This is a genomic window from Janthinobacterium darwini, from assembly GCF_051380905.1.
Classification (GTDB): Bacteria; Pseudomonadota; Gammaproteobacteria; order Burkholderiales; family Burkholderiaceae_D; genus Janthinobacterium.
Map to the genome: position 1 here is coordinate 417,565 of NZ_JBNYXX010000003.1, position 25,010 is coordinate 442,574.

The following is a 25,010-nucleotide window of genomic DNA, read 5'->3' on the forward strand; positions in this document are numbered from 1 at the left end:
CATCACCAGGCGAGCGAGCGCTTGACGTCGATCAGCGCGAACAGGCGCGCGCTGCGCATCCACGCCAGCACCAGCGTTGCCAGTAGCGTCACCACCAGGCCAGCCACGATGGCCAGCGGATCCGGGGCGGCCAGGTTCAGGCGCGCCACGCCCAGCAGCGCATACAGCGCCAGTCCCAGCATGGTGATGACAAGGTAGATCGCCAGGCAGGCCAGCGGACGTCGGCGCAGCATGCCCAGGCCCCGCCACCAGGCCTTGACGGCCGAAGTGCGGCGCCGGTCGATGGCCAGCGCCGCGCGGCCCGCATCGAGCGTGGCGCAAGCCAGCAGGAACAGCAGGCCCGTCACCAGCAAGGCCAGATGACGGGCCAGGTCGGCATCGGCTTCCAGGATGGCTTTCGCCGCGTGCTTGTCAGCCAGTTTCAGCGCGCCGGCGCCGATCGCCAGCGCCACGCCCAGCGGCACTATGCTCCATAGCAACATGCGCAGCATGCGGCCGTATTCGCTGAAGGCGCCCGTCAGCAGGGGACCGAAGCCGGCGGGCGCAGGGGCGCGCGCGGCCGTCACCACCAGGCCGCTCAGCAGCGGCGACAACAACAGGGTCAGGATGATGCCGGCGATGGCGGCCTGGCTGATGGCGGCGCCGTTGCGTCCCGTGTTGGCGATCAGGTCGGCCAGGGTCATCAGGTCTAGCTTGTGCGCCAGTGCCGCCGCATGCACGGCCTGATCGAGGCTGGCGCTCAAGGTGCGCCAGAGGGGAATGATGGCGACAACGGTCGGTATCAGCAGCAGTCCCAGCCACAGCAGCAGCAAGCGCCATTGCAGGGCGGCACGGCTGGCGCGCATGGTCAGGGTCAGGCCGCTGGCCCGTGTCGTGGAAGTGGCGCTCATACGATGGCAATCAGGGAAAGGAGGTATTGGAAGGCGGCGGCGAGGTCGAAGCTCCAGCGCCGCGCGGCCGAGGTATCGGCCTTCAGGGTGCGGCTGTCATCGAGCTTGTTGACGTCGAGGTAGTGCACGCGGTCGGGATCGAGTTCGGCCGAGACGGCCTTCACGGACTTGCTCCAGGTGTAGCGCTGCCACAGCTGGTCGTTATCCCACACCACGCGTTCGGCTGTGCCATCGGCAAATTTCACCAGCAGCACCTGCGGCACGGGTGCGCCGCGGCGGCGCAGGACCACGCTGGTGAGATACGGATAGGGCCCCGTGCCGGGCTTGGCGTCCGGGTGCGCCTTGTCCCACGCCTCGCGCACTTTTTTCTCTTCCTTTTCCAGCGCCTCGGCCGTGCGTTCCACGCGCTTGCCGTTCACCAGCACCATGCCGGCCAGCGGCGTCTGCTCTTCGCTCGTGAAGCTGCCGATGCGGTCGTCGATATTCGCGCTGGCATAGACTTGCTGCGCGAAGACCTGTTCCACGATGCGCCGCTGGCCCGTCGCCTCGGCCAGCGCTTCGCGCAGGTCGGCCACGCTGGGGTGGCGGAATTTCCACTGTTCGTAATACGCCTTGAAGCCCCGTTCCATGGCCTCGCTGCCGACGCGCGCTTCCAGGTCGCGCATGGTGATGGCCGTGCGGCTGTAGACAGGCCCCACGCCCTGCAGGCGGTCCCAGGCATTCTGGCCCAGCGGGTCGGCGGCATCCTGGCGCGGCGCACCCAGGCGCTCGCCTTCGAAGACCTTGAAGGAGGGCGCGAAGCCCAGGCGCTTGAGCAGGGGCGTGGTGGCGTGGATGTCCTGGCCGCGCGCGCGCAGCATGCGCTGGTCCCAGTACTCGTTCAAGCCTTCGTCGAGGATGGGTTCCTCGAACTCGTTCGAGGCCAGGATGCCGTAGAAATAGCCATGTCCGAATTCATGGATGGTGACGAAATCGAGGCCGAATCCGGCCAAGGTCTTCGGCTGCAGCGTGGCGTAGCTCGAGGCGGTGATGAAGGTCGGGTATTCCATGCCGCCCGCTTCGGCCGCATTAAACGGCGGAATCACCACTGTCAAGGTCTTGTACGGATACGCGCCCAGGGTGCGCGAAAAATACGTGAGCGAGTCCTTGGCCGCCTGCAGCGCGGGCCCCGCGTTGGACGCGTACTCGGGCGGGTACAGTACCTTGATGGCCACCGGCGGGCTGCCGGGACCGCTCCAGTTGCCCATCAATGGCTGCGCGCTGCGCTTGTCGGCCGTCCAGGCGAAATCGTGCACGTCGCCCTGCACATAGTGATGCGTGAGCATGCCGTCCTTTTCCAGCGGTGCGCCCTGCAACTCGCCCGTGGCGCCCACCGTGTATTCCTTGGGCACGGTCAGCTTCACGTCGTAGTTGCCGAAGTCGGCGTAGAACTCCGAATTGAGGTGGAATTCATGCGCGTTCCAGCGCGGCGCGGTGGCGCCCCGTTCGCCGGGCAGTTCCAGCACGGCGATCTTGGGGAACCACTGGCCGACCAGGTGGAAGCTGCCGAAATAGCCGGTGCGCGCGATGACGCGCGGCAACTGGTCGAAGAAGCGGATGTCGAGCGTCGTCTCCATGCCCGGCGCGACGGGCTGCGGCAGGTCGACGCGCACGACCGTGCGGTCGGTGGCCGGGCCGTTGTCCGGCTGGACGAAATGCGAGGGCGCCGTGGCGCCGTTCTGCGTCATGCTGCGCAGTTCGATATAGCCCCATTCGCCGTCGCGCGTCTCGACGCCCGAGCGGAAGCCCTTATCGAGCTTGCGCTTCTCGGTGAAGAAGGTCGAATGTTCGCCTTCGAACGCATTCAGGTAGAGGTGCAAATATACGCTGCTGACCGCTTGCGCGCTTCGATTGCGCCAGCGCAGTTTCTGCTGGCCGGCGATGGTGTGTTTGACGGGATCGAGCGTCGCTTCGATCTGGTAGTCGACCACGCGGTCAGACAGGGTCGCTTGCGCAGCCGTGCGCGCACCGCCCCAGGCGTTGCTGGCGCTGGGCTTGCTGACGGCGGACGCGTGCGGCAAGGCCAGGGCAATGCCGTCGGCGGCCGGCGCCAGCGCGATGGCCGCGCTGGCTGGCTTGCCCTGGCCCGGCTGGGCGAACAGATCGGCCTGCAGGGCCAGGCCGGCCAGCAGCATGGCGGCGATGGAGAGGGCCTTGAGCTTGCCCGAGACGGGGAAAAAACCAATGCTGCGGCGCGTGCCGCGGGGACTTGGCGGCCCCCGGCGCGTTGTGCTGCGACTTCCCATGCGTGACTCCTACAGTGACTTCTTATTGTTGTTGATTTTCAAATGCAGTCGGCTGCGCCCAGGATCGCCGGGCGCACCTCGCACTTTACTTAATATACCTGCAAAAATGCCAAATAACCAATCAAATATGGGAGTGCCGCAAGCACCGCCGGAGCGCTGCTTGCGGCGCCGCGCGCCGTGCGTATAATGTTTCGCTTTGCCATCCCTCTGCCCCGCTACCGTGCGCCCGCCTCCCGGCAGCGCAGCCAGCTTCCCGCCATGATGCCTGCCTCTCCCGCCCTGACCATCGCCATGCGCACCTTGCTGCTGTGCGCCCTGGCCATGCCGGCGTGCGCCCAGGACAGCGTGGATGGCGGCGCGGCCGGCGTCACGCATGGCGACTTGTCCGCCGAACTGGGGCAGGGCGGCCAGCACAGCGTGCGCGGCGCTCTGTCGCGCGACCAGGATGGCATGTCGCTCGATGTGGCCATCGACAGGCAGCGCAATGGCAATTACCGCGATGGCAGCGTGTTTCACCAGCATGGCTTCAATGGGGGCGCCGAATGGAAGGCGCGGCAGGGGCGCTTCGGCTTCAGTGCCGACCAGCTGAACCAGAACACCCGCTATCCGGCGCCCGAGGCGCCGTTCCTGGCCCTGCTGGCGGCCCGCCCGGAAGACCTGTACCGCTACGAAGTGCGGCGTGCCAGCGCCTTCGTGCAGCGCTATGTGGGCAATTTCGAGCTGGGCGTGGAACTGTCGCAGCGGGAAAAGCGCGCCACGGCCCACTATGCGGGCGAGGAGGGCAGCAGCGAATCGAGGTACAGCAGCCGCCGACGGCAACTGGCGCCCCGCGTTCGCCATTACGGCAAGGTGGGCGGCGTTGGCACGGACACGGAAGTGGGCCTGGACCTGATGCAGTGGGAGCGGCGCTCGGGCCGCGACGCGCCGGGCCGCGATGGCGATGGGCTGCGCCGCCAGTACTCGCGTGCGCTGCTGCTGCGCGAAGAACTGGCTTTTGGTGGCGCGTATGCGCCGCGTTTGCTGCTGGGGCTGCGGCATGAACAGTTCCAGCTCGATCCGGCCGACATGCCAGCCGGCGGCAGCGACTGGGAAAACCAGAACGCGTGGGACTTGCAGGGCAGCTTGCAGCTGCGCCCGGAACTGAGCGTGTACGCCAAGGCCGCGCGCAGCTACCGCATCGATGACGACGGCTATACCCGCGCCGGCTACCGTCCCCTGGCGGGACAGCTGCGGCGCGAAACGGAAGTGGGCGCCACCTTCGGCGACGCGGCGCGCAGCGCTTCCGTGCGCGTCTTCAGCGAGCGCCTCAGCAACCAGATCGTCTTCGACCAGAGCCTGGGCCAGCTGGGCTTTGCGGGCAACCTCGACCCCTCGCGCCGCGATGGCATCGCCATCGAGGCCAGCATGGCGCTGGCGCGCGACTGGCGCCTCGACGCTGAGCTGCGCCAGGTGCATGCACGCTATGACGACTACGCCTACGATGGCCCGGATATCGCCCTCGTGCCCAAGACCCTGGCCAGCCTGCGCCTGTACTGGACGGGGCAGGCCGGCGCCAGCGCGGACGTTGGCGTGCAATGGCTGCGCGCGCTGCGCTATGGCCCCGATTTCGCCAACAGCTGCCTGGCGCAAGTGCCCGCATTCGCCACCGTGGACGGGCGCTATGTGCGCAAGCTGGGCGCCTGGGAGCTGGAACTGGCCGGCAGCAACCTGGCCAACCGCCGCCATTACGGCGATGCGCCGGGCTGTCGCTCCAGCATTTACCTCAACGATGCGCGCCAGCTGCGCGTGTCGGCGCGCTACCATTTCTGACACTGGGGCGCAGCGGCGCTTAAAAGTGGCTTAATCAGGCGCAAACGGAGCGTGCAAACGTGCTTTTTTTCCGGCCTGGCCTCATCGCCCGCCGCAAAAAGTGGTAATCTCGCCCCGTTCACGACCACTTTATGATGAAGGATTAATATGCGTTTTATGCGTTTCTTGCGTCCCCTGCTTGCCGCCGTCACCCTGGTGGCGGCCACCGGCGGCGCCATGGCGGCCGATACCGGCTTTACCACGCTTCCGACGCCAGTGCGCACGGACACGGGCAAGAAGGTGGAAGTGGTCGAGTACTTCATGTATTCCTGCCCGCATTGCTATGCGCTCGATCCGCTGATGCACGACTGGGTCAAGAAACAGGGCGACAAGATCGCCTTCCGCCGCATCCACCTGGCCTTCAATGGCCCGAAAGATCCGCAGGCGCACGCCTATGCCACCTTGGAGGCGATGGGCCAGCTGGACCAGTTCCACGACAAGATCTTCCGCGCCATCCACGTCGAGCGCAACCGCCTGAACCGCGATGACGCCATCCTCGAGCTGCTGGTGAAGAACGGCATCGACAAGGCGAAATACCTGGATATGTTCAATTCCTTCGGCGTGCAGACCAAGCTGAAACGCAATGAGCAGCTGATCACCGCCAGCAAGATCGACAGTGCGCCGACCATCGTCATCGATGGCCGCTTCGTCACGTCGCCGGCCCAGCTGTCGCGTCCTGGCCAGTCCGAGCCGCAGACCCAGACAGCGACCCTGCGCGTGATGGATGAACTGGTGGCGCGCGTCCTGAAAGAGCGCGCTCCCGCGCCAGCGAAGAAGTAAGCGGAGAACGTCATGAAACAGCTGCCCTGGACCTTGTGCGTATTGGCCCTCGCCCTCGTGGCGTGGCTGGCGCTGGCCGTCGTCAACGTGGAAAACCAGCGCAATGCGCTGGTCACCAAGGCTTGCGTGGACCCCGCGTTCAAGAACGAGGTCGACGCGAAATGCCTGGCGTCCGTTCAGTCGCGCGAGCACTGGTGGCAGCATCTGAGCTACGCCATGACGCATTTCAGGTCATAGAACACCGGATAAAATCTACTGCGCGTCGCGCTTTGCGGCCGGCGATGCTCACCGTACTAGAGTACGGTTGCGCTTCTCGGCCACAAATCACTGCCGCTCGCTACGATTTTCTCCGGTGTTGTGACGATGAGGATGGATAGGAAAACTGCCCGCTTTGTGCGGGCTTTTTTACGTCTGCTGGTTGCGGGTATCATGAAGCCACAACCATTCTGGAGGAACGATGAAGGAAGTGATCTTGATTACTGGCAGCAGCCGCGGCATCGGCGCGGCGACCGCCCTGTTGGCGGCGCGCCAGGGCTATGCCGTCTGCGTCAATTATGTGCGCGATGCGCGGTCGGCCGAAGAACTGTGCGCGCGCATCATGGCTGGCGGCGGCGAGGCCATCGCCGTGCAGGCCGATGTCGGCAATGAAGCGGACGTGGCGCGCCTGTTTGACGAAGTCGATGCGCGCCTGGGGACCTTGACGGCGCTGGTCAACAATGTGGGCGTGCTGGAGCAGAAATGCCGGCTGGCCGATATTTCCGTGCAGCGCCTGGAACGCGTGCTGCGCACCAACGTAATCAGTTACTTTTTGTGCTGCCAGCAAGCCGTGCGGCGCATGTCGACGGCGAACGGCGGCCAGGGCGGGCGTATCGTGAATGTCTCGTCGGTGGCCGCGCGCATCGGCTCCCCGGGCGAGTACATCGATTACGCGGCCTCGAAAGGCGCTGTCGATACGCTTACCCTCGGCCTGGCAAAGGAAGTGGCGGCCGAAGGCATCCGCGTCAACGGCGTGCGGCCCGGCATCATTTATACGGACATCCACGCCTCTGGCGGCGAGCCTGGGCGGGTGGCGCGCCTGGCGTCCGGCGTGCCCATGCAGCGCGGCGGCGAGCCGGAAGAAATCGCCGGCGCCATCCTGTATCTGCTGGGGCCGGGTGCGACGTATGTGACGGGCAGCCTCCTCGACGTGGCGGGCGGGCGCTGATTTTCAACTCGGCTTCAACTTATTTTCAACTACAGCAAGCAATTGATTCAGGCGTGGGGCCAATTATCAATTAATGCAAGCGAGTCCAGAATGGCGATGTGCGATGTGCACACCGATCAACCCACCTGGAACTACCATGTCCGCTTCCGCTTTTTCCCCCGCCATCCTGGCCCTGTCGCTGCTGGCCGCCGCGCCAGTCCATGCCGCCATGAACCTGCCCATGCCCGCCCACCTGTCCGGCGCCAGCGCCACCGGCGCGGTGGCGCTGGCGGCGCGCCGCTACGCCGCGTTCTGGCAGAGCGGCGATCCGGCCCTGGCGCGCCTGGCGCTGGCCGACGATTTTATTGACCGCACCTTGCCAGCTGGCCGCCCTCAGGGGCTGGCCGGCCCGCTGAAGGCGTCGCAAGTGTTTCACGCCGCCGTTCCGGACTTGAAGGTAGGCATCGAGGAGATGCTGGTAGCGGGCGACCGGGTCACCCTGCGCCTGCATTTCACGGGCAGCTTTACGGGCGTCTTCCCCACGCCGCAAGGGATCGTGCAGGGACAGGGGCAAGCCATCGATTTTCAGGCGTTTGATTTGTACCAGGTCAATGCGCAGGGGCGCATCAGCGAGAACTGGCACCTGGAAGACAACCTTGCCCTGCTGCGCCAGCTGGGCGTGCTGCCACCCTGAGGTAGCCTAGTTCTGCGCCGGCAGGGCGGCGAACTGCTGCAGCAGGAAGTCGATCAGCAGGGCGACGCGCGGCGGCTGGAAGCGGTTGCGCCGGTACAGCAGGTTCAGGGGGACGCTATCGGCAAAGTAATCGTCGAGCACCGTTTGCAAGCGCCCCGCGCGCAGGTCGTCGCCGATGTCGAGCAGGGATTTGTAGGCATAGCCATGGCCGGCCACGGCCCAGCGGCGGATGATTTCGCCGTCGTTGCTGTGCCAGGCCCCCTGCAGGCGCAGGCTGTGGCGCTTGCCGTCTTCTCGGTAGCGCCATTCCTGCGGCGCGCCGTCGCCCGCCGTGAGCACCAGAGTAGGCAGCATCGTCAGGTCGCGCGGCACGTTCGGCTGGCCCACCTTGGCGGCCAGCGCGGGCGCCACGCACACGACGCGCCGGCCCGGATGCAGCAGGCGCGCCACCATCTCGCTATCGGGCAGCTCGCCGTAGCGGATGGCCAGGTCGATGTCGTCGTGCACCAGGCTCGCCGTGGCGTCCGTCAGGGTCAGCGCTTGGCGCACCTGCGGGTGCAGCGCGGCAAAGCGGTCGAGCATCGGCAGCAGCAGCTGGCGGCCGATATCGGAGGGCGCCGAGATGCGCACCACGCCGTGCACGGCGCCGGCGTCCCCGTGCAAGCCGTCTTCCGCCTGCGCCAGCAAGTCCAGCGCCTGTTCGCTGTACAGGCGGTAGTGCCGGCCTTCTTCCGTCAGGCGCAGCTGGCGCGTGGTGCGTTCGAACAGGGTGGTGCCCAGTGCGGCTTCCAGGCGCCCGATGGCGGCGCTGGCGGCGGCTGGCGACAGGCCTTGCTTGCGGCCGGCGGCGGAAAAGCTGCCCAGCGCCGCGGCGTCGAGGAACAGGGCGATTTCTGCCAGGCGCCCGGCGCCGCCGCTGCGGCTCATGCGGGGTGCGCGGCCGCAGGCTTGGGTGCGGGCCTTGAAGGGGGAGCAGAATGGGGCGTGATCACCACGGTGCAGGTGGTGCCGGCCACCAGGACCTGCTTCTTGTCTTGCTCGTCGATGTGGATGCGCACGGGCACGCGCTGCGCCAGGCGCACCCAGTTGAAAGTGGGATTGACGTCAGCCAGCAATTCGCGGCCCGTGGCGGCGTCGCGGTCGGTGATGCCGCGCGCGATGCTCTCGATGTGGCCATGCAGGGTGCCGCCGCTCATCAGATTCATTTCAGCCTTGTCGTCCTGCGCCAGCATGCCCAGCTTGGTTTCTTCGAAGTAGCCGACGACATAGTACGAGGCGCTGTCGATGACGGCCAGCTTGGCCGCGCCGACGGCGGCGAAATCGCCCTTGTGCACGTTCAGGTTGGTCACGTAGCCGCTGACGGGCGCGCGCACGGTGGTGCGTTCCAGGTTCAATTGGGCCAGCGCGCGGGCGGCCAGCGCGGCCTGTACTTGCGACGAGGCCGAACTGGCGGCAAAGGCGGCGCTTTCGCGGCTTTCCGTGGAGATGATGCTGGCGTCGAGATTGGCGCGGCGCTGCGCTTCCTTGCCGCGGCGGCCCTGCTCCGTCCTTTGCGTGGCCAGCACGGCGTCGGCCTGCGCCAGCGCGCTCGCATAGCGCTCCTTGTCGACGACGAAGAGGACGTCGCCTTTTTGCACCACCTGGTTGTCGCGCACCAGCACGTCCGTGACAGTGCCGGCCACGTCGGCGCTGATATTGACGATATCGGCCTTGATGCGCCCGTCGCGCGTCCATGGCGATTCCATGTAGCGGTTCCAGACAGTCTTGCCTATCCAGAGGGCCGCAGCCAGGAGCAGCAGGGTGATGGCATAGCGGGTCAGTTTGGCTACCATGTCGGCATCCTTTCCTTGATCAGATTGAACATTTTTTTTATTTGAACGTTATTTGTACAGCGATAAAGCCAGCGCGCCGAAGATGGCGATGAAGATGCACAGCCGCGCCAGCGAGGGATGCCACACCATGCGGTAAACGCCCAGCCAGCCCAGCACGCGGTCGAGCAGGGTTTGCAGGCCGATGCTGAGGATGAACAGGGGTAGCAGGGTAGGAATCAGAATTCCGAACAGGGCGAATTCACGCGGCATCATGTTCTCCGGCGCCAGGCGCCACGTTGTCGAGTAATGAGGTGTAGATCGAATGCAGGTCGACCAGCGCCGTCTGCAGGCGCACGCCCTGTTCCGGTGCCGTGCCGCTGGCAGCCTGGGCCGCCCGCACCACGGCGCCCGCCTGCAGGGTGGCGGCCAGCGCCCCCTGCAGTTGCGCTTCGCCGCGCGTGCGCAGCCAGGCGGCGATGCTGTCCACGCAGCGCTGCAGGGCGTCGTGCGCGGCGCTGTTGCCGGAGGAACTGGCGATCAGTTCGCGCAGATCGATCACCGAGTGGCCGATTTCCAGCAAGGTCAGGGCCTGGCGCACGACGGCGCGCGTGGCGACACCCGGCGCCGGGCCGGCCGCCGCGTTGAGCTGGCTGAGCAGGTCGCGCACGCGGTTGTCGAAACGGTGTTTCACGCGGCGCGCGGGCGCTGTGCACGCATGCAGGGCTTCACGCCACAGGGCCGGGCCGATATGGTCCTTGTGGCCCATGGTGTGCTCGGGCAGCAGCACGGCAAACACGAGGGCAGCCAGCATCAGGCCGACGATCAGCGCCATGCCCGTATTGAGAAAAGCGGCGCCATCGACATGCATCACGTTGGTCGGTGCCATCTGTGTGATAAAGGTCGACACGCCCAGGCCCACGCCCAGTTTGGCGGGATTCGTCATCAAATACAGGCCCACGGCCAGGAAGGGCGCAAAACTGAGCACCAGCATGGGGAAGCCGTCACCGTGCACCAGCACGAAGTACACGCACACGAGCGACAGCGGCATGGCGATCAGAAAGCCCGCCAGCACTTGCCGGATCATCATGATGGGGCGCGGCGAGGACGAGGCCAGCGCGCAGAACACGGCCGCCATCAACATCGCCGTGCTGGCATGGGGCCAGGCCAGGAAATAGGCGCCCAGGGCCAAGAGGGCCAGGCTGATGGCCGCACGCGCACCGCTGGCGATCACCAGCGCGGGCGGCGTCTTTGGCGCATACGCCTGCGGCGTGCTGATGGCCAAGGGCGTGTCATGCGCCAGGCTGAAATAGACTTCGTGAAAGCGGCTCATGTCGCGCGCGAAGCGTTCCAGCAGTTCGCACATGGTGTCGAAATCGATGCGCTGCGCGTGGTTGATGTGCGCACTGTCAATCTCCGCGCGCGCCAGCGCCAGCGCCGTTTGCAGATGCCGCTGCATGGTGTCGAGCGAGTCTTGCGAAGGCGTGGCTTGCAGCGCTTCGGCGACGATGGCGTACAGGGGCGCGCAGGCTTGCATCACTTGTGTCTCTCCATCGCGCTGCAGGCGGTCGAACAGGCGGTGGAAAGTATAGAAGGTAGTGAGCGCCGTCATGAAGGTGGCGTTAAAGGCGTGCAGCTTGCGGTTTTGCGCGCGCACGTGGCTCACCTTGCTGGTGACTTCGAACAGGGCGGCCGAGCGGCCCTGTTCCAGCGCCGCCACGTCGGCGGCAAACTGCAAATGCGTCAGTTCCACTTGCGCCGGCGTGAGTTTTTGCTGCAGCACGTCCTGGCAGAAGGTGAGGAATTTGCCGTAGCGCGCCTGCACCGTGCGCATCACTTGCGTGCCCTGGTGACGCGGCAGCAGCACGCTGGAGACGGCGGCCGAGCAGATGATGCCCAGGCCGACTTCGGCCACGCGCGTGACGGCCAGCGCGAACGCCTGCATCGGCTGCTCGATGGCGGGCAAGACGATCATGCAAGCCGTGTAGCCGGCCAGCACATACACATACGACTGGGCGTTGCGGTGCAGGGCCGAGCCGCTCGTGCACAGGCCCACCCACAGGGCCAGGCCGGCGAACAGCAGCACCGGCTGCTGCGGGAACAGGCCGATCAGGGTCAGCGCGGCCGTGCATCCCAGCAGGGTGCCACACAAACGGTAAAAGCTTTTTTCCAGCACCATGCCGCTGCTGGGCAGGGCCAGGATGATGGTGGTGGTCATGGCCGTGCTGGGGGAATCGAGTCCCAGGCGGTAGGCCAGCCACAGGGCGCAGAACGCGGCGATCAGGGTCTTGCCGACGTAGATCCAGCGTTCGCCTTCCGTCTTGCGCCAGTCCTGCAGCGCCAGCGCCAGCCAGTGGGCCGCCCGGGTCAGGGGGCCTTGCGTGAATGTTGTTGCTGTGGCTGGCGTCATCGATAGGCTATCAGTTCTGGTTGTTGAGATTGTTCAGGTTGCGCAACTGGCGCATGTACAGCTTGTCGAGCACTTGCAGCTCTTCGTCCGTGAACCCTTCGTACAGGGCCGAGGTTTCCTGGTACACGTCGGGCAGCGCCGTTTCGATCAGCGTGCGGCCCTTGTCGGTCAGCGAAATCATCACCGAGCGGCGGTCGCCGGGGCGCGTGCCGCGGTGGATCAGGCCGCGCGTTTCCAGGTCGTTGCACACGCGTGTCAGGTTGGCCGGTTTTTCATGGCAGGCCATGCCCAGGGTGCAGGCGTTCGACGTTTCGTCGTCCGTGCCGTACAGTACGGCGAGCACCATGTAGCTGGCATCGACCAGGTCGTGCTTTTTCAGCGCGGCATTGGTCAAGTCCTTCATGCCTTTTTGAATGTGGTACGTCATGCGCAACAGGCGCATCAGTTCCATGGGGAAGCCTGGCATGCGCGTGCGGATGTTTTGCAGCCGCTTGGAGGTGGCGTCAAAAGCGGTCATGTCATATTCCTTCATGTGTGAATAAAGCTCCGATTGTATCTTGTTGAGCCATGGCAATGCCAGGATTGCAAGCTTAGATCCCGCCTCCTAATGCATTCATCAAGGAAACGTACAGGTCCAGCTCGCGCGCTCCATTTTGCGCCTGCTGCTGCTCTTCCGCCAGCAGGGCCACTTGCGTGTTGAGCATGTTGATGGCGTCGCTCATGCCGGCCTTGTAGGCTTTTTCCGCCAGGTCGCGCGCGCGCTGTGCCGTGGCCAGCGCCTGCACCGTCAGCTGGTGCTGTTTTTCCAGCGATTGTGCTTTGGTGACGGCATTCGCCACCTCCGACATGGCGTTGATGACGGTGGCGTTGTACTGCTCCACGGCACCGTCGTACACGGCCGTCTGGCTGCCCAGCTGGGCGCGCAGGCGGGCGCCGGCAAAGATGGGCAGGCTCAGCGCGGGCGAGACGCCGCGGATGTCCGAGTTGGCGTCGAGAAAATGGCTGAAGCCGAAGGCCTGGAAGCCGGCAAAGGCCACCAGGTTGACGTTCGGGTAAAACTCGGCCTTGGCCGCATCGATGCGGTGCGCCGCCGCTTCCACCCGCCAGCGCTGGGCGGCGATGTCGGGCCGGCGACCGATCAGGTCGGCCGGCAGGGCGGCGGGGATGGCCAGCGGCTGGTCCAGGCGCAGCACGGGGCGCGTGAGTGCCGCGCCGGCTGCCGGCCCCTTGCCCGCCAGGGCCGCTAGCTGGTTGCGCAGCAGGGCCAGCGACTCGGCTGACTGCTCCAGCTGGCGGCGTCCTGCGGGCAGCGTAGTTTCGATTTGCGCCACGTCAATATCGGTGCCGATGCCGGCCGCCTTGCGCTGGCGCGTGATGTCGAGGATGCGGGCGCGCTGCGCCAGGCTGCGTTCGATCACGTCCTGCAGCTGGAATTCATACGATAGCTGGATGTAGGTGCGCACCAGCGCCGTTTCCAGGGCCAGGCGGGCCATCTGCGATTCGGCCGAGGCCATCTGCACGTCGCCCAGGGCGGCGGACAGGGCGGCGCGGTTGCGTCCCCACAAGTCCAGATCGTACGAAGCCGTGACGGTGGCCTGGTTGCGCCAGGCGTAATTGCCGGCCAGGGGCGCCGGCGTGCTGCCGTGCTGTGAATACAGTTCGCGGTTGATGGAGACATTCGCGTCCGCCTGCGGGCGGGTCTTGTCCTCGGCCGCGCCAGCCAGCGCCTCGGCCTGGCGCACGCGCGCCTGGGCGCCACGCAGGGTGGGGCTGTCGGCCAGCGCCTGCTCCATCAAACGGTTCAATTGGGGGTCATGCAAATCTTGCCACCATTGTGCGCGGGGCCACTGTATGGCGGCGCTGGCGGCGGCATCCATGGCCTTGCTGGCCGCCAGCTTGTTGGCGTCGAGCATGGCCGATTGCGGCGCGATATGGCCCATGTCGGCGCAAGCGCTCAAGGCAAGGATCAGGCTGGCGGCAAGCAAACGGCGGTGCAGGGACATGCAGTGACTCCGGGAGGCGATAGTGTTGGGGGTGCTGCTGACAGCTCGCCGCGGTGAGCGTCGGGAGTGCCCGAGTGCTGCGCCGCAACTGAGTTGTTACTGACTGAAACCGGCTGACTGGTTTCTTATTGCACGACGTGCTTGGTGGTTTGCGCGACATCAAAATCCGCTTCCGTTTGCGGGATCAGGCCAGCCTTGCGGGCAGCGTAGAACTCGGCCATGACTTGCTCGCGCGTCACCTTGCTGGTGGCGGTGGCCGGTGTTTTCGGATAGTCGACTTCGCTGGTGGCGATTTCGCCGGCGTTGCGGGCACGGATGTATTCGGCCGTGACTTGCTCGCGGCTCAGCTGCTGGCTGGTGGCCGGCGCCGTGCTTTGTGCGAAAGCCGAGGTAGCGGTGGTGATGGCAAACAATGCTGCGATAAGTGATTTGGCTTGCATGATAAAACTCCAATATGTGCATGATGGCTGGGTGGATGGGCCGGCTCGCCACGTACCGGTCGGTTCGGCGGCAAGGCGCTGGTGGGCGCTTTGCCGCCGATGAAGCAGTTTCTGGATGAGAAGGTGCTTACTTGAATTAACTATAGCAATGAATAGTACATTTGTGAAGTACTTTTTGAAGATATTTGTGCGCCGCCGCATTCCCCCCCCCGTGGAGAATGCCGTGCAGGCGTGCGCCGCTGGCTGGGCGAGGGGAGTAAGCTGGTTTTTTTATCAAGAGGAGTCAGCCATGAGCGGCAGCACACTCGATCCGGACAATTTGCCCGTCATGCCCGACCGTGTCCTGGGCAGCGGCCATGGCAAGGGCGTGCTGGGGCCCAGCGACAGTTCTGACAGCGGCAGCGACATGCAGGGCGTGCCCGGCCAGGATGCAGAAGAGCTCGATAACGACAGCGATGCTGCCGGCACTGGCGATCGGGCCGGCGTGGAGCCCCACAACGGGGCACCCGATGGCGGCGACATCGACGTCGATCATGTGGAGCGCATGGTGCCCGTGCCGCCGGCAGAGGAGGAGGGCACACCGCGCACGCCGCAGGTGCCGGCGCCGCGTCCCTGATCCGGGCGGCCGACTGAGAATAGCCGCCACGAATTACTGTCCCTCCTTCGCCTTCAGCGTAAAATGAGGTTAAGGCGGCGTGCGCGCCGCCATGGCCAGCCGGCCGGCACAGGATAGGATGTCAGAGGATGCAAACGCAGATGTCGGAAGAAAAAGAAAAAGACTTGATGTTGATGTACCGCGAGACGCGGCCACGCGAGTTTTTTGGCGAAAAAAGTAACACCAATCACCTGGCCTGGAGTTTGCTGGTGGTGTTGCTGGCGCTGGCGTTCTGGCTGGTCGTGGCCCTGGCGGCGGCGGAAAACCAGCGCTATGCCCTGGCAACGAAGGCTTGCCAGGATCGCGTGTTCCCCGCAGAGATCGACACGTCTTGCCTGAAGCAGGTCAAGTCGCGCGATCACTGGTGGCAGCATGTGGGCCATGCGCTGGTGCGCATGGGCGCCTGAGCCGGGCCCGATCCGGCGGAACTTGGCCGCCGCCGCGAGGGCGATAATACGTCGATGGAGCGATGAGGCGGGAGGCGCCATGCCACGCGATCATTCGCGCGAGCAGCCGCAATGGCTGCTGGCGCGCTACAGTGCCTTGACGGCGCGCCAGTTGCTGTGCGCCTATGGCTTGCTATGCCTGTTTTCCCTGACGATTGCCGCCGCCTTTGCGCTGCGCGGCTTCTGGACCATTCCCGCCTTTTCGTTCGCCGAACTGGGCCTGGTGGCCATCGCCCTGCTGCATTACCTGCGCCATGCGCGCGACTATGAGCATATCGCCCTGCGCGACGGCGAGCTGATCGTCGAACAGGTCAGCGCCGGCCACTGCCGGCGCCACCACTTTTCGCCGTGGTGCACGCGCATCGCCGTGCCGCAAGGGCCGCGCCAATTGATACACATCAACGATATGCGTGATGCTACACGGCATGTGGCGGTGGGCGTCTTCGCCACGCCTGAACGGCGCCGGCAGGTGGCGCAGGAGCTGCTGGCCCTGCTGCCACCGCCAATGTCGCCGCCAGCGCCGCCGTGACTGCCTTACACGGCCCGCGACGGGCCTTCCCACAGGTTGATATGGCCTTCGCGCGCCTGCACGTCGATGGCGGCGAGCTCGTCGGCCGTGAACGTCAGTTGCTGCAGCGCTGCCACGTTTTCGCGGATTTGCGCGCTGCTGCTCGCGCCGATCAGGGTCGAGGTGACTCTTGGGTCGCGCAGCACCCAGGCCAGCGCCATCTGCGCCAGCGTTTGCCCCCGCTGGGCGGCGATCTGGTTCAGCGCGCGCACGCGGGCCAGGTTTTCCGCGCTCAGGTGCTTTTGCAGCAGCGAGCCGCCGCCGGGGCGGTTGACGCGCGCATCTTGCGGCACGCCATCGAGGTACTTGTCGCTGAGCAAGCCCTGCGCCAGTGCCGTGAACGTAATGCAGCCCATGCCTTGCTCTTGCAGGGTATCGAGCAAGCCGTCTTCCTCGATCCAGCGGTTGAGCATATTGTAGGCCGGCTGGTGGATCAAGCATGGCACTTTCCACTCTTTCAGCAGGGCGGCCGCCTCGGCCGTCTTTTGCGGCGAATACGACGACAGGCCCACGTACAGCGCCTTGCCCTGCTGCACGGCGGTGGCCAGCGCGCCCATGGTTTCTTCCAGCGGGGTGTCGGCGTCGTAGCGGTGCGAATAAAAGATGTCGACGTAGTCCAGGCCCAGGCGCTGCAGACTTTGGTCCAGGCTGGCCAGCACGTATTTGCGCGATCCGCCACCCTGGCCGTACGGACCGGGCCACATGTCCCAGCCCGCCTTGGTGGAAATGATCAGTTCATCGCGGTAGGGCAGAAAATCATCGCGCAGCAGCTTGCCGAAATTGCTTTCCGCGCTGCCATATGGCGGGCCGTAGTTGTTGGCCAGGTCGAAATGTGTGATGCCCAGGTCGAAAGCCGTGCGCAGCATGTCGCGCTGCGAGGCCAGATTGTTGCTATCGCCAAAGTTGTGCCACAGTCCCAGGGACAGCAGCGGCAGTTTCAGCCCGCTGCGCCCGCAGGTGCGGTATGGCATGCTGTCGTAGCGGTTCTCGGCGGCGTGGTAGGTCATGGCATCTCCTGGTTGAATGAAGCGCTTATTTTCGCGCAAAATCAAGGTGTGCGTGCGCCTTGTACGCGACCGGGCACGCCTTACAATGGGCGTTGAGGAATCTTGCAAGGAGCGGTCATGGAAATCGAATTGAAATTGTTGCTGGCGCCGCAAGACGCGCCCCGCCTGCGCGCGCACCCGCTGCTGGCGCAGCTTGCGCAAGGAGAGCCACTGGTGCTGCAGATGCACGATATGTATGTCGATACGCCCGATTTGCAGCTATGCCGTCACCAGGCGGGCTTGCGCGTGCGCCAGGTCTCCGGGCGCTGGATGCAAACCCTGAAGGCGGGCGGCAGCGTCAGCGGCGGCTTGCACAGCCGCCACGAATGGGAAGGGCAAGTTCCCGGGCCGCAGCCGGACCTCGCCGCGCTCGACTCCGTCATCGGCCGCAAGCAGCCCATCCGAGCGCTGCTGCGCCAGGACGCCATCCGCGACGCTTTGCAGCCCGTGTTTACCACCCGCATCAAACGCACCGTATGGCAGCTGCGTACGCCGCAGGGCGACCAGATCGAATGCGTGCTGGACCAGGGTGTCATTGAAAGCGGTGCCGATGGGGCCGTGCGCAGCGTGCCCGTCAGCGAGATCGAACTGGAATTGAAACAGGGGCAAGCGGCCAGCCTGTTCGACGTCGCGCTGGCCCTGCTGCAGGACGTGCCGCTGCAGCTGGGCCACCTGAGCAAGGCGGAACGCGGCTACCGCCTCGCAGCGCCGCAGCCTTTGCGCGCCGTCAAGGCGCAGACACTGGCGCTGGACGCGGCCATGTCGGTGGAGCAGGTGTTCCTGGTCATCGCCGGCAATTGCCTGGAGCAGGTGAGCGGCAACCAGGATGGCGTGGCGGCGGGCGAGGACATGGAAAGCGTGCACCAGATGCGCGTGGGACTACGCCGTTTGCGCTCGGCGCTGGGCATGTTCAAGTCCCTGCTGGCGCTGCCGGACGCCTTGAAGAGCGAACTCGGTTGGCTGGGCGGCGCGCTGGGCGAGGCGCGCGACGGGGACGTGTTGGCTGGCAATACCCTGGCGCAGCTCGACGGCGAGGCGGCCACGGAGGTGGCGGCCTTGGTAGCGGCGGCGCACGCGCAGGCACGCCGCAAGCACGTGCAAGCGGCCAAGGCCGTCACCTCGGCGCGCTACACGGCTTGCATGCTGGGTTTGCAGCGCTGGCTGCAGGCGCGCGCCTGGCGCGACAGTTGCTCCGTGCGTCAAGTGCGGCGCCTGGACGCGCCTATCTGCCCGTTTGCCCGCGCTACCCTGCGCAAGGATCAGCGCCGCCTGTTAAAGCGGGGAAAAGACTTGCCGAAGCTGGCGCCGCCGGCGCGCCACCGGGTGCGCATCGCGGCCAAGAAAGCCCGCTATGCCACTGAATTTTTTGCATCCTTATATGACGCAGGGCAGCTCCGGCACTACGTGAAGCGACTGTCCGTCTTGCAGGACGAACTGGGCTGGCGCAACGATATCGAGGTGGCGGACGGCTTGCTGCGCGCGCTGGCCGAAATGCAGCCTGATCTGTTGCAGCCAGCAGCCTATGTGCGCGGCTACCTGGCAGGGCAATTGCAGGGCGGTGCAGGCAAGGCGCTGGCGCGGCCATGGCGGCGCTTCGCGGCCGCCCCTTTGCCGTCGAAGGGCAGCATCGGGCAGGCCTGACAAGCTTGTCGTCCCTTGCAGCCTGTCCCCATCGTTTAACTCATCGCCTGCTGGCACTTCTCAAGAACGCAGAAGGCGTTGATCGTCGTCGCATGGCGCAGCATGCGAGCGGTACTGCACAAATTTTTCCAGGTCCATGAGCGTCAAAGGGCGGCTGAAGAAGTATCCCTGATAGGCGCGACAACCGTAGCGCGCCAGGAAATCACGCTGTGCCAGCGTCTCGACGCCCTCCGCAATGACTGCGATGTTCAGGCTGCGAGCCAGGGCGATGATGGTTTTGGCGATCGATGCGTCGCTAGGGTCATGCGTCACGTCGCGGACAAAAGACTTGTCTATCTTTAACTGGTCCAGCGGCAACCGCTTGAGATAGGCCAGGGAAGAATAGCCCGTGCCAAAATCGTCGAGCGAAAAACCGACGCCGTGCGCTTTGATTGCGGACATCTTGGCGATCACGCCGCCAACGTCGGACACCAGCAGGCTCTCGGTCAGCTCTAGCTTGAGAAGATGTGGGTCGGCGCCGCTGCAAGCCAGTGCAAACAGCACCTGATCGACAAAATCGTCCTGGTTGAACTGGCGCACGCTGACATTGACCGCAATGCTCAGATGGCGCATGTCGGGATGTCCGGCCCAGGCGACCAATTGTGCGCAGGCCGTTTCAAGCACCCATTGTCCCAGCGGCAGGATCACGCCGATTTCTTCGGCCAGCGCAATGAAGTCGCCTGGCGGCACCAGTCCGCGCAGCGGGTGTTGCCAGCGTACCAGCGCTTCGACGCCGGTAACGCCCCCACGGTGGTCGATTTGGGGCTGGTAGTGGAGTATCAACTGGCGGCATGGAATGGCGTCGCGCAAGTCCGTTTCCAGCGCGGCCCGTTCCAGCATGGCCACCTCCATGGCGGGATCGAAGAAGCGCAAGGCATTGCGTCCCACCGCCTTGGATTTGTACATGGCCAGGTCCGCCTGCTTGAGCAGATCGTCGATGCTGGTCAGATTGCCCATGAAGAGCGTCGCGCCGATACTCGAGGTGCTGCGGTGGGTGACCTGGTTGAGCCAGTAGGTCTGGCTCAGTTCCTGCAGGATCTTGTTGCCGACGATATCGACCTGGGCCGCCGCCTGTTCCGCATTCACATGCAGGTCCGTCAGCATGACGACGAACTCATCGCCGCCCAGGCGGGCCACGGTGTCGCCAGCGCGCACGCAGCCGACCAGGCGCCGCGCGACTTGATTGAGCAGGAGGTCGCCCATGTCGTGCCCAAGCGTGTCGTTGAGTGTCTTGAAGTTGTCCAGATCGATGAACAGGACGGCGCCATGGTTGCCGCTGCGCAGGCTGGCCTTCTTCGCCTGCTTCAGGCGGTCCAGCAGCAAGATGCGGTTGGGCAGCTTGGTGAGTTGATCGAAGAAGGCCAGTTGCTGTATTTGCTTCTCTGTCTTCTTGCGTTCGGCCCGCCGCAAGCGGTGCCGTTTTTGTATGATCAGCAGCCCGAGCGTGCTGAAAATGGCAACCAAACCGAACAGGACGCTTTGCGCATACAGGCTCTGGCGCCACGGCGCGAACAAGACCTCGGTGTCGCGGCTCACGGCGATGCGCAGCGTCGTCCCGAAGAGGGACGCGCTCGATGGCACATGGCGCTCGGCGACCATGCGCTGCTTGTCGGCGCCGCGCGGTAACCCGGGCATCTGGGCGTCAGTCCGGCGTGTAGAAGCCAGGTACAACTGACCGTCTTCGCGTGAGATCGAGCTATGGACATCGCGCGCATAACGAATCGAATCGAGCAGGTTGGAGAAATAGGCGGGCGCCAGGCTGACCATGACGATGCCGCCAAAGCCGCCCTGAAACCCGCTGATGCGGCGGCACAGGCTGATCGCGCCGGGAGCGGCGGTGTTGCCAGGCGGTGCGCTAACGTGCAGCAATTGCGGATCGGCGAGTCGCATGGCTTTCTGGAAGCAATCGTTTCGCCTGAAGTTTTCGTCCGCCAAGCCGGCGTCGCTGCCGGCCACCACCTGCCCGTCAGGACCGATGACCAGGATGGGGCGGATGCCGATCAGCGCATCGCTGATCACTTTGAGCGAGTGATTCGCCCGCCGCAGGTGATCGTCTTGCGCCTGCCAGACCGCCAGTTCGTCGATGATGCTGTCGATCACGCGCTTGCTCAACTTCAATTGCGGCGTTAAATTCTTTTCCACGATTTCCGCCTGCATCGCCAGCCGCTCGTGTTCCTGCGTATCAATCCGGTGATATTCCTCGTACTGGGTGAATCCGATGAAGCCGGCCAGTGCCGACAACACCATGGCGTGGATCAGCCATTGCTGGAAAAAGTGTTCATTTTTGATGTGCTGCGGTGCGGACATGGAAGGTAGGGGGAGGTTCTGGCGCGGCAGCCCGTTGCCACTGGCTTGCTTTGGCCCGGATGGCCAAATGCTTTTGTTGCAAATGAGAAAGTGTAGCGGGGCATGCGTAAGCAAAATGTAAATTGCTTGGTCGGGCACGTAAATATTTCGTAAATTCCGGCCCTGTCATCCCGCAACCATTTGCATGCGCAGTGCCAGAAGGGGGATGGATCTGCCTGGCAGGTGCGCGGTGCCGGCCTGGTCCGACCTGGCCTGCGTTACGCGCTGATGTGAAGCATGCGTTCACATGTAAAAAAGGAAGTTATTACCTTACGGTAAAAACTTCCTTTGAGAAAATATGACAATTTTCATGTCATATTTTTATGTCAAAATCTCGTTGACGTTGACAAGAGAAACGCGCTTACGCGAAGTTCTTGGCAACGAATTCCCAGTTGACCAGGCCCCAGAACGTTTCCACGTACTTGGCGCGCAGGTTGCGGTAGTCGATGTAGTAGGCGTGTTCCCAGACGTCGCAGGTCAGCAGTGGCTTGTCGCCGGTGGTCAAAGGGCAGCCGGCGTTCGAGGTGTTGACGATGTCGACGGAGCCGTCGGCTTTTTGTACCAGCCAGGTCCAGCCCGAACCGAAATTGCCCACGCACGACTTGGTGAATTCTTCCTTGAACTTGTCGAACGACGACCATTTGGCGTTGATCGCGTCAGCCACGGCACCGGTAGGAGCGCCACCGCCGGCCGGCTTCATGCCGTTCCAGTAGAAGGTGTGGTTCCATACTTGCGCAGCATTGTTGAAGATGCCGCCCGACGATTTCTTGATGATCTCTTCCAGCGACAGGTTCTCGAACTCGGTACCCTTGATCAGGTTGTTCAAGTTGGTGACATACGCCTGGTGATGCTTGGCATAGTGGTATTCCAGGGTTTCTTTCGAAATATGCGGCGCCAGAGCGTCCATTTCATACGGCAGTGGTGGCAGAGTATGTTCCATGTGATGTCCCTTTGTGGTGAGTGTTCGGAGTCTTCCGGCCCGGGCCGGAGGGTTGAGCCTTGCGTGCTTGAACCAAGCATTCTTGCTGAACGAGCCACTATTGTAAAGCGGATGCGCCATTGCTGCAGATTCCGGCACGCGTCGCGGATGCTGGTAGCGTAGTGATTCTCGTTTAGCTTAAGTCGCAAGGAAATGGTCCCTGCCGCAAGCCTCAGCGGATGCGCCGCGTGGTTTCTCGCACAATCAGTTCCAGGGGCGGAATGGCCGCCTGCACCGCTTCGCCATTGATCAGGCCCAGTAACGCTTCGGTGGCGATGCGGCCGATGTCATACAGGGGTTGGCGGATGGTCGTCAGCGGCGGCGTCGTGTAGGACGAGCCGGGCAAGTCATCGAAACCCACGAGCGAGATGTCGTCGGGCACGCGGATGCCCTTGCGGTACAGGCACAGGCGCGCGCCATAGGCGGACAAGTCGTTGGCGGCAAAGACGGCGCTGAATTGCTGTTGTGTCTCGAACAGGTGGTTCATGGCCAGCATCCCACTTGCCTCGTGGAAATCTCCTTCCGCCATCAGCTTCGGGTCGATGGCGATATCCGCCTCGCGCAGCGCGCGCTGGTAGCCCGTCAGGCGCTCGTTTGCATCCGTATTGTTGGCGGGGCCGGACACGAACGCGATGCGGCGGTGGCCCAGTTCCACCAGGTGGCGCACGGCCAGGTAGGCGCCGTATTCGTTGTCGAGCTTGAAGCCAATGGCGCTTCTGGTCGCCAGCAGGCGGCCGGTCGAGACGATGGGCCGCTGCTGCGAGAAATCGAGCACGCTCTGGTCCGAGATACGCCCGGACAGCAGGATGATGCCATCGACCTTCCTCGCCAGCAGCAGGCGGATGCGGTCGGCCTCTTCCTGCGCATTCCAGTGCCCGCTGACGATCACGGACGCATAGCCCGTGTCTTTCAGACCGTCGTCCACGCCGCGCAGGCTTTCGTCGAAGAAGGGGCTGGAAATATCCTGCACCACGATGCCGATGGTCATCGAGCGGCCCTTTTTCAGACCCTGCGCCATCTGGTTCGGCGCAAATTTCATCTGCGCGATGGCCGCCAGCACGGCGTCTCGCTTGTCGTCGGAGACCCTGGCCGTGCCGTTCAGAATGCGCGAAACAGTGCTGGGCGACACGCCAGCCTGGCGGGCCACGTCGAGCAGGGTAGAAGGGGGAGCAGCGTGGGCGCTATCGTTCAAGGTGATTCCTGGGTATCAAGATGGCTGGTTGTCAGTGCTCTGAAAACCTTTTCAGTGAAAGATTACCATAAACGGCCGATGACGACCGCAGGTCGGCGCAGGTCCGGGCAGGTCAGGGTAGGTCGGGGTAGGTCGGGTTAGCCCGCAGGGCGTAAGCCGACACAGCGCAGCCAACAAAGCGCAGCCAACAAAGCGCAGGAACCATGCTTTTGCCGCCAACAATGCGTCGGATTACGCGCTCACGCGCTAATCTGAGTTACATATGAAAACGTTTTCACAAAAAACAACGGCAGCTCAAATGACGATTTTTTGCATTTTTTCATAGGAGAATCCGCGCCACGGCGTGCAGCTTGCCATGCTGCCCTCAATAAAAATGACAACTATTTCGGTTGACTTGATTTTCTTTGCAGTGTTAAATGGATGTATGGTGTGAAAACGTTTTCAAGATAGAAGACGCTCAATAAACGGAGATGAAATAATGAAGTCAAGCATCCTTGGCGCAGCCTCCCTGGCCGCGCTGACCCTGGTCTATGGCGTGGCCGCCGCGCCCGTCGCGCCGCCGGTGTCGACACTGGCCCCGGCGACCATCACTGTCGCCTCCTTCCCCGACCTGGACCGCGCCGTCAAGACGGCCTTGCCCCTGTGGGAAAAGCTGTACCCGCAAGTGAAGGTCAAGCTGGTCAGTCTGCAGATCGACGACCACCACAACTCGATGACGACGGCGCTGGCGGCCGGTGCGCGCCTTCCCGACGTGATGGCCATCGATTTCCGTTATGTGGGAAGCTTCGCCGAATCGAAGGGCATGGAAGATTTGCTGCAGCCGCTTTACGGGGCAGGGCAGTACCGCGCCCTGTTCGTGCCGTTCACCTTCGTGCAGGCGACCAGTTCGCGCGGCACCCTGGGCGCCATGCCGGCCGACTTGGGGCCAGGCACCTTGTTCTACCGCAAGGACTTGATGGACAAGGCGGGCATCAAGGAGGCCGACCTGACGCAATCGTGGGAGTCGTACATTGCCGCCGGCAAGAAACTCAAGGCCGCCACCGGCACCTATCTGCTGGCCGGTGCCAGCGACCTGGCCGACATTGTTATCCGTGCCAATCTGAAAGATGGCGAAGGCATTTATTTTGGCGACAAGGGGCAGGTGCTGGTCGACTCGCCGCGCTTCGTGAAAGCGTTCGAACTGGCCAAGGCGGCGCGCGTCGCCGGCATCGATGCGCGCACTGTGGCCTGGACGGGCGAATGGGCAGAGGGCTTCAAACGCGACAAGGTGGCCAGCCAGATGATGGGTTCCTGGCTCAGCGGCCACCTGGCCAAGTGGCTGGCGCCGGAGTCGAAAGGCCAGTGGCGCGCGGTGAACCTGCCCGCCGGCGCGCTGGCGTCGTATGGCGGTTCCTTCTACGGCATCCCGAAAAAGGCGGCCAACAAGGCACAAGCGTGGGAATTCATCAAGTTCATGACCGTCAACAAGGATATCCAGCTGCACTCGCTGAAGGAAATCGGCGCGTTTCCCGCCCTGAAGGCGGCATATGCGGATCCGATGATGGACGAGCCGCAGCCGTACTTCGGCGGGCAGAAAACGCGCTTGCTGGCGCGCGACACGGCGGCGAAAATCCCCGTCATCCGCGTCGACAAGTTTGACGCCGTGGCGCGTGACATCGTCAACATGGAGCTGGAAAGCGTGCTGGCGCAAAACAAGGACATCAAGACGGCCCTGGCCGACGCCAAGGCCCTGATCACCCACCGCGCGCGGCGCTAGG

23 protein-coding genes are annotated in these 25,010 nt (G+C 64.2%); 10 read left to right on the plus strand and 13 right to left on the minus strand.

The features are described 5' to 3' along the window. Nucleotides 1-2: 2 nt before the first annotated feature. Together ACQ4WZ_RS20365 and ACQ4WZ_RS20370 are read right to left on the minus strand one after the other, a co-directional pair. Nucleotides 3-890, minus strand: a complete 888-nt coding sequence (locus ACQ4WZ_RS20365; protein WP_436574362.1) for a hypothetical protein — start codon at nucleotides 888-890, stop codon at nucleotides 3-5. Continuing rightward, nucleotides 887-3,175: a M1 family metallopeptidase gene (locus ACQ4WZ_RS20370; RefSeq protein WP_436574363.1), complete on the minus strand. Its 2,289-nt coding sequence runs from the start codon at nucleotides 3,173-3,175 to the stop codon at nucleotides 887-889. The genes ACQ4WZ_RS20365 and ACQ4WZ_RS20370 overlap by 4 nt, the downstream gene beginning before the upstream one ends. A 258-nt stretch (nucleotides 3,176-3,433) precedes the next feature. Between ACQ4WZ_RS20370 and ACQ4WZ_RS20375 the strand changes: the two genes are divergently transcribed. From ACQ4WZ_RS20375 to ACQ4WZ_RS20395, 5 genes are all read left to right on the plus strand, one after another. Continuing rightward, the gene (locus tag ACQ4WZ_RS20375; protein WP_436574364.1) at nucleotides 3,434-4,984 is read left to right on the plus strand and encodes a TonB-dependent receptor domain-containing protein; all 1,551 of its coding nucleotides are present in this window, start codon (nucleotides 3,434-3,436) and stop codon (nucleotides 4,982-4,984) included. Nucleotides 4,985-5,131: 147 nt separating this feature from the next. Next, entirely contained in the window at nucleotides 5,132-5,803 is a 672-nt protein-coding gene (locus ACQ4WZ_RS20380; RefSeq protein WP_101484268.1) for a thiol:disulfide interchange protein DsbA/DsbL, read from the plus strand. A 12-nt stretch (nucleotides 5,804-5,815) separates the two neighbouring features. Further along, a complete protein-coding gene (locus ACQ4WZ_RS20385; protein WP_101484269.1) occupies nucleotides 5,816-6,040 on the plus strand; it encodes a hypothetical protein in 225 nt (74 codons plus the stop codon). Between the two features lie 220 nt (nucleotides 6,041-6,260). Then, nucleotides 6,261-7,007, plus strand: coding sequence for an SDR family oxidoreductase (locus ACQ4WZ_RS20390; protein ID WP_101484270.1), 747 nt, complete (start codon nucleotides 6,261-6,263; stop codon nucleotides 7,005-7,007). Nucleotides 7,008-7,143: 136 nt separating this feature from the next. Next, entirely contained in the window at nucleotides 7,144-7,680 is a 537-nt protein-coding gene (locus tag ACQ4WZ_RS20395; protein ID WP_436574365.1) for an ester cyclase, read from the plus strand. A 6-nt stretch (nucleotides 7,681-7,686) separates the two neighbouring features. Here the strand turns inward: ACQ4WZ_RS20395 and ACQ4WZ_RS20400 are convergent, their stop codons facing one another. From ACQ4WZ_RS20400 to ACQ4WZ_RS20430, 7 genes are all read right to left on the minus strand, one after another. Then, nucleotides 7,687-8,607, minus strand: coding sequence for a LysR family transcriptional regulator (locus tag ACQ4WZ_RS20400; protein WP_101484272.1), 921 nt, complete (start codon nucleotides 8,605-8,607; stop codon nucleotides 7,687-7,689). Further along, entirely contained in the window at nucleotides 8,604-9,512 is a 909-nt protein-coding gene (locus ACQ4WZ_RS20405; RefSeq protein WP_133993755.1) for an efflux RND transporter periplasmic adaptor subunit, read from the minus strand. Before ACQ4WZ_RS20405 ends, ACQ4WZ_RS20400 begins: the two co-directional genes overlap by 4 nt. Before the next feature lie 48 nt (nucleotides 9,513-9,560). Beyond that, nucleotides 9,561-9,764 carry a DUF1656 domain-containing protein gene (locus tag ACQ4WZ_RS20410; RefSeq protein ID WP_436574366.1) on the minus strand — a complete coding sequence of 68 codons (204 nt, stop codon included), beginning with the start codon at nucleotides 9,762-9,764 and terminating at the stop codon, nucleotides 9,561-9,563. Next, complete coding sequence (locus tag ACQ4WZ_RS20415) at nucleotides 9,751-11,898, minus strand: FUSC family protein (RefSeq protein ID WP_436574367.1); 2,148 nt, start codon at nucleotides 11,896-11,898, stop codon at nucleotides 9,751-9,753. The genes ACQ4WZ_RS20410 and ACQ4WZ_RS20415 overlap by 14 nt, the downstream gene beginning before the upstream one ends. A 10-nt stretch (nucleotides 11,899-11,908) precedes the next feature. Continuing rightward, entirely contained in the window at nucleotides 11,909-12,415 is a 507-nt protein-coding gene (locus tag ACQ4WZ_RS20420) for a MarR family winged helix-turn-helix transcriptional regulator (RefSeq protein ID WP_101484275.1), read from the minus strand. Between the two features lie 73 nt (nucleotides 12,416-12,488). Beyond that, nucleotides 12,489-13,901 (minus strand): efflux transporter outer membrane subunit, encoded by a 1,413-nt coding sequence (locus tag ACQ4WZ_RS20425; RefSeq protein WP_436574368.1) that lies wholly within the window; start codon nucleotides 13,899-13,901, stop codon nucleotides 12,489-12,491. A gap of 125 nt (nucleotides 13,902-14,026) precedes the next feature. Next, nucleotides 14,027-14,341: a DUF4148 domain-containing protein gene (locus ACQ4WZ_RS20430; RefSeq protein ID WP_166674906.1), complete on the minus strand. Its 315-nt coding sequence runs from the start codon at nucleotides 14,339-14,341 to the stop codon at nucleotides 14,027-14,029. Between the two features lie 289 nt (nucleotides 14,342-14,630). Here ACQ4WZ_RS20430 and ACQ4WZ_RS20435 point away from each other — a divergent pair, with 289 nt between their 5' ends. The 3 genes from ACQ4WZ_RS20435 to ACQ4WZ_RS20445 all read left to right on the plus strand — a co-directional run bounded on the left by ACQ4WZ_RS20435 (nucleotide 14,631) and on the right by ACQ4WZ_RS20445 (nucleotide 15,971). Next, nucleotides 14,631-14,957 (plus strand): hypothetical protein, encoded by a 327-nt coding sequence (locus tag ACQ4WZ_RS20435; protein WP_436574369.1) that lies wholly within the window; start codon nucleotides 14,631-14,633, stop codon nucleotides 14,955-14,957. Nucleotides 14,958-15,085: 128 nt separating this feature from the next. Further along, a complete protein-coding gene (locus tag ACQ4WZ_RS20440; RefSeq protein ID WP_101484279.1) occupies nucleotides 15,086-15,403 on the plus strand; it encodes a hypothetical protein in 318 nt (105 codons plus the stop codon). Between the two features lie 79 nt (nucleotides 15,404-15,482). Next, nucleotides 15,483-15,971 carry a DUF2244 domain-containing protein gene (locus ACQ4WZ_RS20445; protein WP_436574370.1) on the plus strand — a complete coding sequence of 163 codons (489 nt, stop codon included), beginning with the start codon at nucleotides 15,483-15,485 and terminating at the stop codon, nucleotides 15,969-15,971. A 5-nt stretch (nucleotides 15,972-15,976) separates the two neighbouring features. Here ACQ4WZ_RS20445 and mgrA read toward each other — a convergent pair whose 3' ends face one another. Then, nucleotides 15,977-17,017 carry an L-glyceraldehyde 3-phosphate reductase gene (mgrA, locus tag ACQ4WZ_RS20450; RefSeq protein WP_101484281.1) on the minus strand — a complete coding sequence of 347 codons (1,041 nt, stop codon included), beginning with the start codon at nucleotides 17,015-17,017 and terminating at the stop codon, nucleotides 15,977-15,979. A gap of 117 nt (nucleotides 17,018-17,134) precedes the next feature. Here mgrA and ACQ4WZ_RS20455 point away from each other — a divergent pair, with 117 nt between their 5' ends. Then, the gene (locus ACQ4WZ_RS20455) at nucleotides 17,135-18,697 is read left to right on the plus strand and encodes a CYTH and CHAD domain-containing protein (RefSeq protein ID WP_436574371.1); all 1,563 of its coding nucleotides are present in this window, start codon (nucleotides 17,135-17,137) and stop codon (nucleotides 18,695-18,697) included. 60 nt (nucleotides 18,698-18,757) lie between these two features. On the opposite strand, the gene ACQ4WZ_RS20460 is transcribed toward ACQ4WZ_RS20455, so the two are convergent. The 3 genes from ACQ4WZ_RS20460 to ACQ4WZ_RS20470 all read right to left on the minus strand — a co-directional run bounded on the left by ACQ4WZ_RS20460 (nucleotide 18,758) and on the right by ACQ4WZ_RS20470 (nucleotide 23,253). Then, on the minus strand, nucleotides 18,758-21,181 hold the full coding sequence (locus ACQ4WZ_RS20460) for a putative bifunctional diguanylate cyclase/phosphodiesterase (protein ID WP_436574372.1): 2,424 nt from the start codon (nucleotides 21,179-21,181) through the stop codon (nucleotides 18,758-18,760). A 262-nt stretch (nucleotides 21,182-21,443) separates the two neighbouring features. Beyond that, the gene (gene sodB, locus ACQ4WZ_RS20465; RefSeq protein WP_071078930.1) at nucleotides 21,444-22,022 is read right to left on the minus strand and encodes a superoxide dismutase [Fe]; all 579 of its coding nucleotides are present in this window, start codon (nucleotides 22,020-22,022) and stop codon (nucleotides 21,444-21,446) included. A gap of 211 nt (nucleotides 22,023-22,233) precedes the next feature. Next, nucleotides 22,234-23,253 (minus strand): LacI family DNA-binding transcriptional regulator, encoded by a 1,020-nt coding sequence (locus ACQ4WZ_RS20470; protein WP_436574373.1) that lies wholly within the window; start codon nucleotides 23,251-23,253, stop codon nucleotides 22,234-22,236. Nucleotides 23,254-23,731: 478 nt separating this feature from the next. Here ACQ4WZ_RS20470 and ACQ4WZ_RS20475 point away from each other — a divergent pair, with 478 nt between their 5' ends. Beyond that, on the plus strand, nucleotides 23,732-25,009 hold the full coding sequence (locus ACQ4WZ_RS20475; protein WP_436574374.1) for an ABC transporter substrate-binding protein: 1,278 nt from the start codon (nucleotides 23,732-23,734) through the stop codon (nucleotides 25,007-25,009). Nucleotide 25,010 lies beyond the last annotated feature (1 nt).

What these genes read in the sequence shown, in the direction of transcription:
- ACQ4WZ_RS20365 (WP_436574362.1), bottom strand. Translation starts at nt 890, where the DNA reads ATGAGCGCCACTTCCACGACACGGGCCAGCGGCCTGACCCTGACCATG.
- ACQ4WZ_RS20370 (WP_436574363.1), bottom strand. Translation starts at nt 3,175, where the DNA reads ATGGGAAGTCGCAGCACAACGCGCCGGGGGCCGCCAAGTCCCCGCGGC.
- ACQ4WZ_RS20375 (WP_436574364.1), top strand. Translation starts at nt 3,434, where the DNA reads ATGATGCCTGCCTCTCCCGCCCTGACCATCGCCATGCGCACCTTGCTG.
- ACQ4WZ_RS20380 (WP_101484268.1), top strand. Translation starts at nt 5,132, where the DNA reads ATGCGTTTTATGCGTTTCTTGCGTCCCCTGCTTGCCGCCGTCACCCTG.
- ACQ4WZ_RS20385 (WP_101484269.1), top strand. Translation starts at nt 5,816, where the DNA reads ATGAAACAGCTGCCCTGGACCTTGTGCGTATTGGCCCTCGCCCTCGTG.
- ACQ4WZ_RS20390 (WP_101484270.1), top strand. Translation starts at nt 6,261, where the DNA reads ATGAAGGAAGTGATCTTGATTACTGGCAGCAGCCGCGGCATCGGCGCG.
- ACQ4WZ_RS20395 (WP_436574365.1), top strand. Translation starts at nt 7,144, where the DNA reads ATGTCCGCTTCCGCTTTTTCCCCCGCCATCCTGGCCCTGTCGCTGCTG.
- ACQ4WZ_RS20400 (WP_101484272.1), bottom strand. Translation starts at nt 8,607, where the DNA reads ATGAGCCGCAGCGGCGGCGCCGGGCGCCTGGCAGAAATCGCCCTGTTC.
- ACQ4WZ_RS20405 (WP_133993755.1), bottom strand. Translation starts at nt 9,512, where the DNA reads ATGGTAGCCAAACTGACCCGCTATGCCATCACCCTGCTGCTCCTGGCT.
- ACQ4WZ_RS20410 (WP_436574366.1), bottom strand. Translation starts at nt 9,764, where the DNA reads ATGATGCCGCGTGAATTCGCCCTGTTCGGAATTCTGATTCCTACCCTG.
- ACQ4WZ_RS20415 (WP_436574367.1), bottom strand. Translation starts at nt 11,898, where the DNA reads ATGACGCCAGCCACAGCAACAACATTCACGCAAGGCCCCCTGACCCGG.
- ACQ4WZ_RS20420 (WP_101484275.1), bottom strand. Translation starts at nt 12,415, where the DNA reads ATGACCGCTTTTGACGCCACCTCCAAGCGGCTGCAAAACATCCGCACG.
- ACQ4WZ_RS20425 (WP_436574368.1), bottom strand. Translation starts at nt 13,901, where the DNA reads ATGTCCCTGCACCGCCGTTTGCTTGCCGCCAGCCTGATCCTTGCCTTG.
- ACQ4WZ_RS20430 (WP_166674906.1), bottom strand. Translation starts at nt 14,341, where the DNA reads ATGCAAGCCAAATCACTTATCGCAGCATTGTTTGCCATCACCACCGCT.
- ACQ4WZ_RS20435 (WP_436574369.1), top strand. Translation starts at nt 14,631, where the DNA reads ATGAGCGGCAGCACACTCGATCCGGACAATTTGCCCGTCATGCCCGAC.
- ACQ4WZ_RS20440 (WP_101484279.1), top strand. Translation starts at nt 15,086, where the DNA reads ATGCAAACGCAGATGTCGGAAGAAAAAGAAAAAGACTTGATGTTGATG.
- ACQ4WZ_RS20445 (WP_436574370.1), top strand. Translation starts at nt 15,483, where the DNA reads ATGCCACGCGATCATTCGCGCGAGCAGCCGCAATGGCTGCTGGCGCGC.
- mgrA (WP_101484281.1), bottom strand. Translation starts at nt 17,017, where the DNA reads ATGACCTACCACGCCGCCGAGAACCGCTACGACAGCATGCCATACCGC.
- ACQ4WZ_RS20455 (WP_436574371.1), top strand. Translation starts at nt 17,135, where the DNA reads ATGGAAATCGAATTGAAATTGTTGCTGGCGCCGCAAGACGCGCCCCGC.
- sodB (WP_071078930.1), bottom strand. Translation starts at nt 22,022, where the DNA reads ATGGAACATACTCTGCCACCACTGCCGTATGAAATGGACGCTCTGGCG.
- ACQ4WZ_RS20475 (WP_436574374.1), top strand. Translation starts at nt 23,732, where the DNA reads ATGAAGTCAAGCATCCTTGGCGCAGCCTCCCTGGCCGCGCTGACCCTG.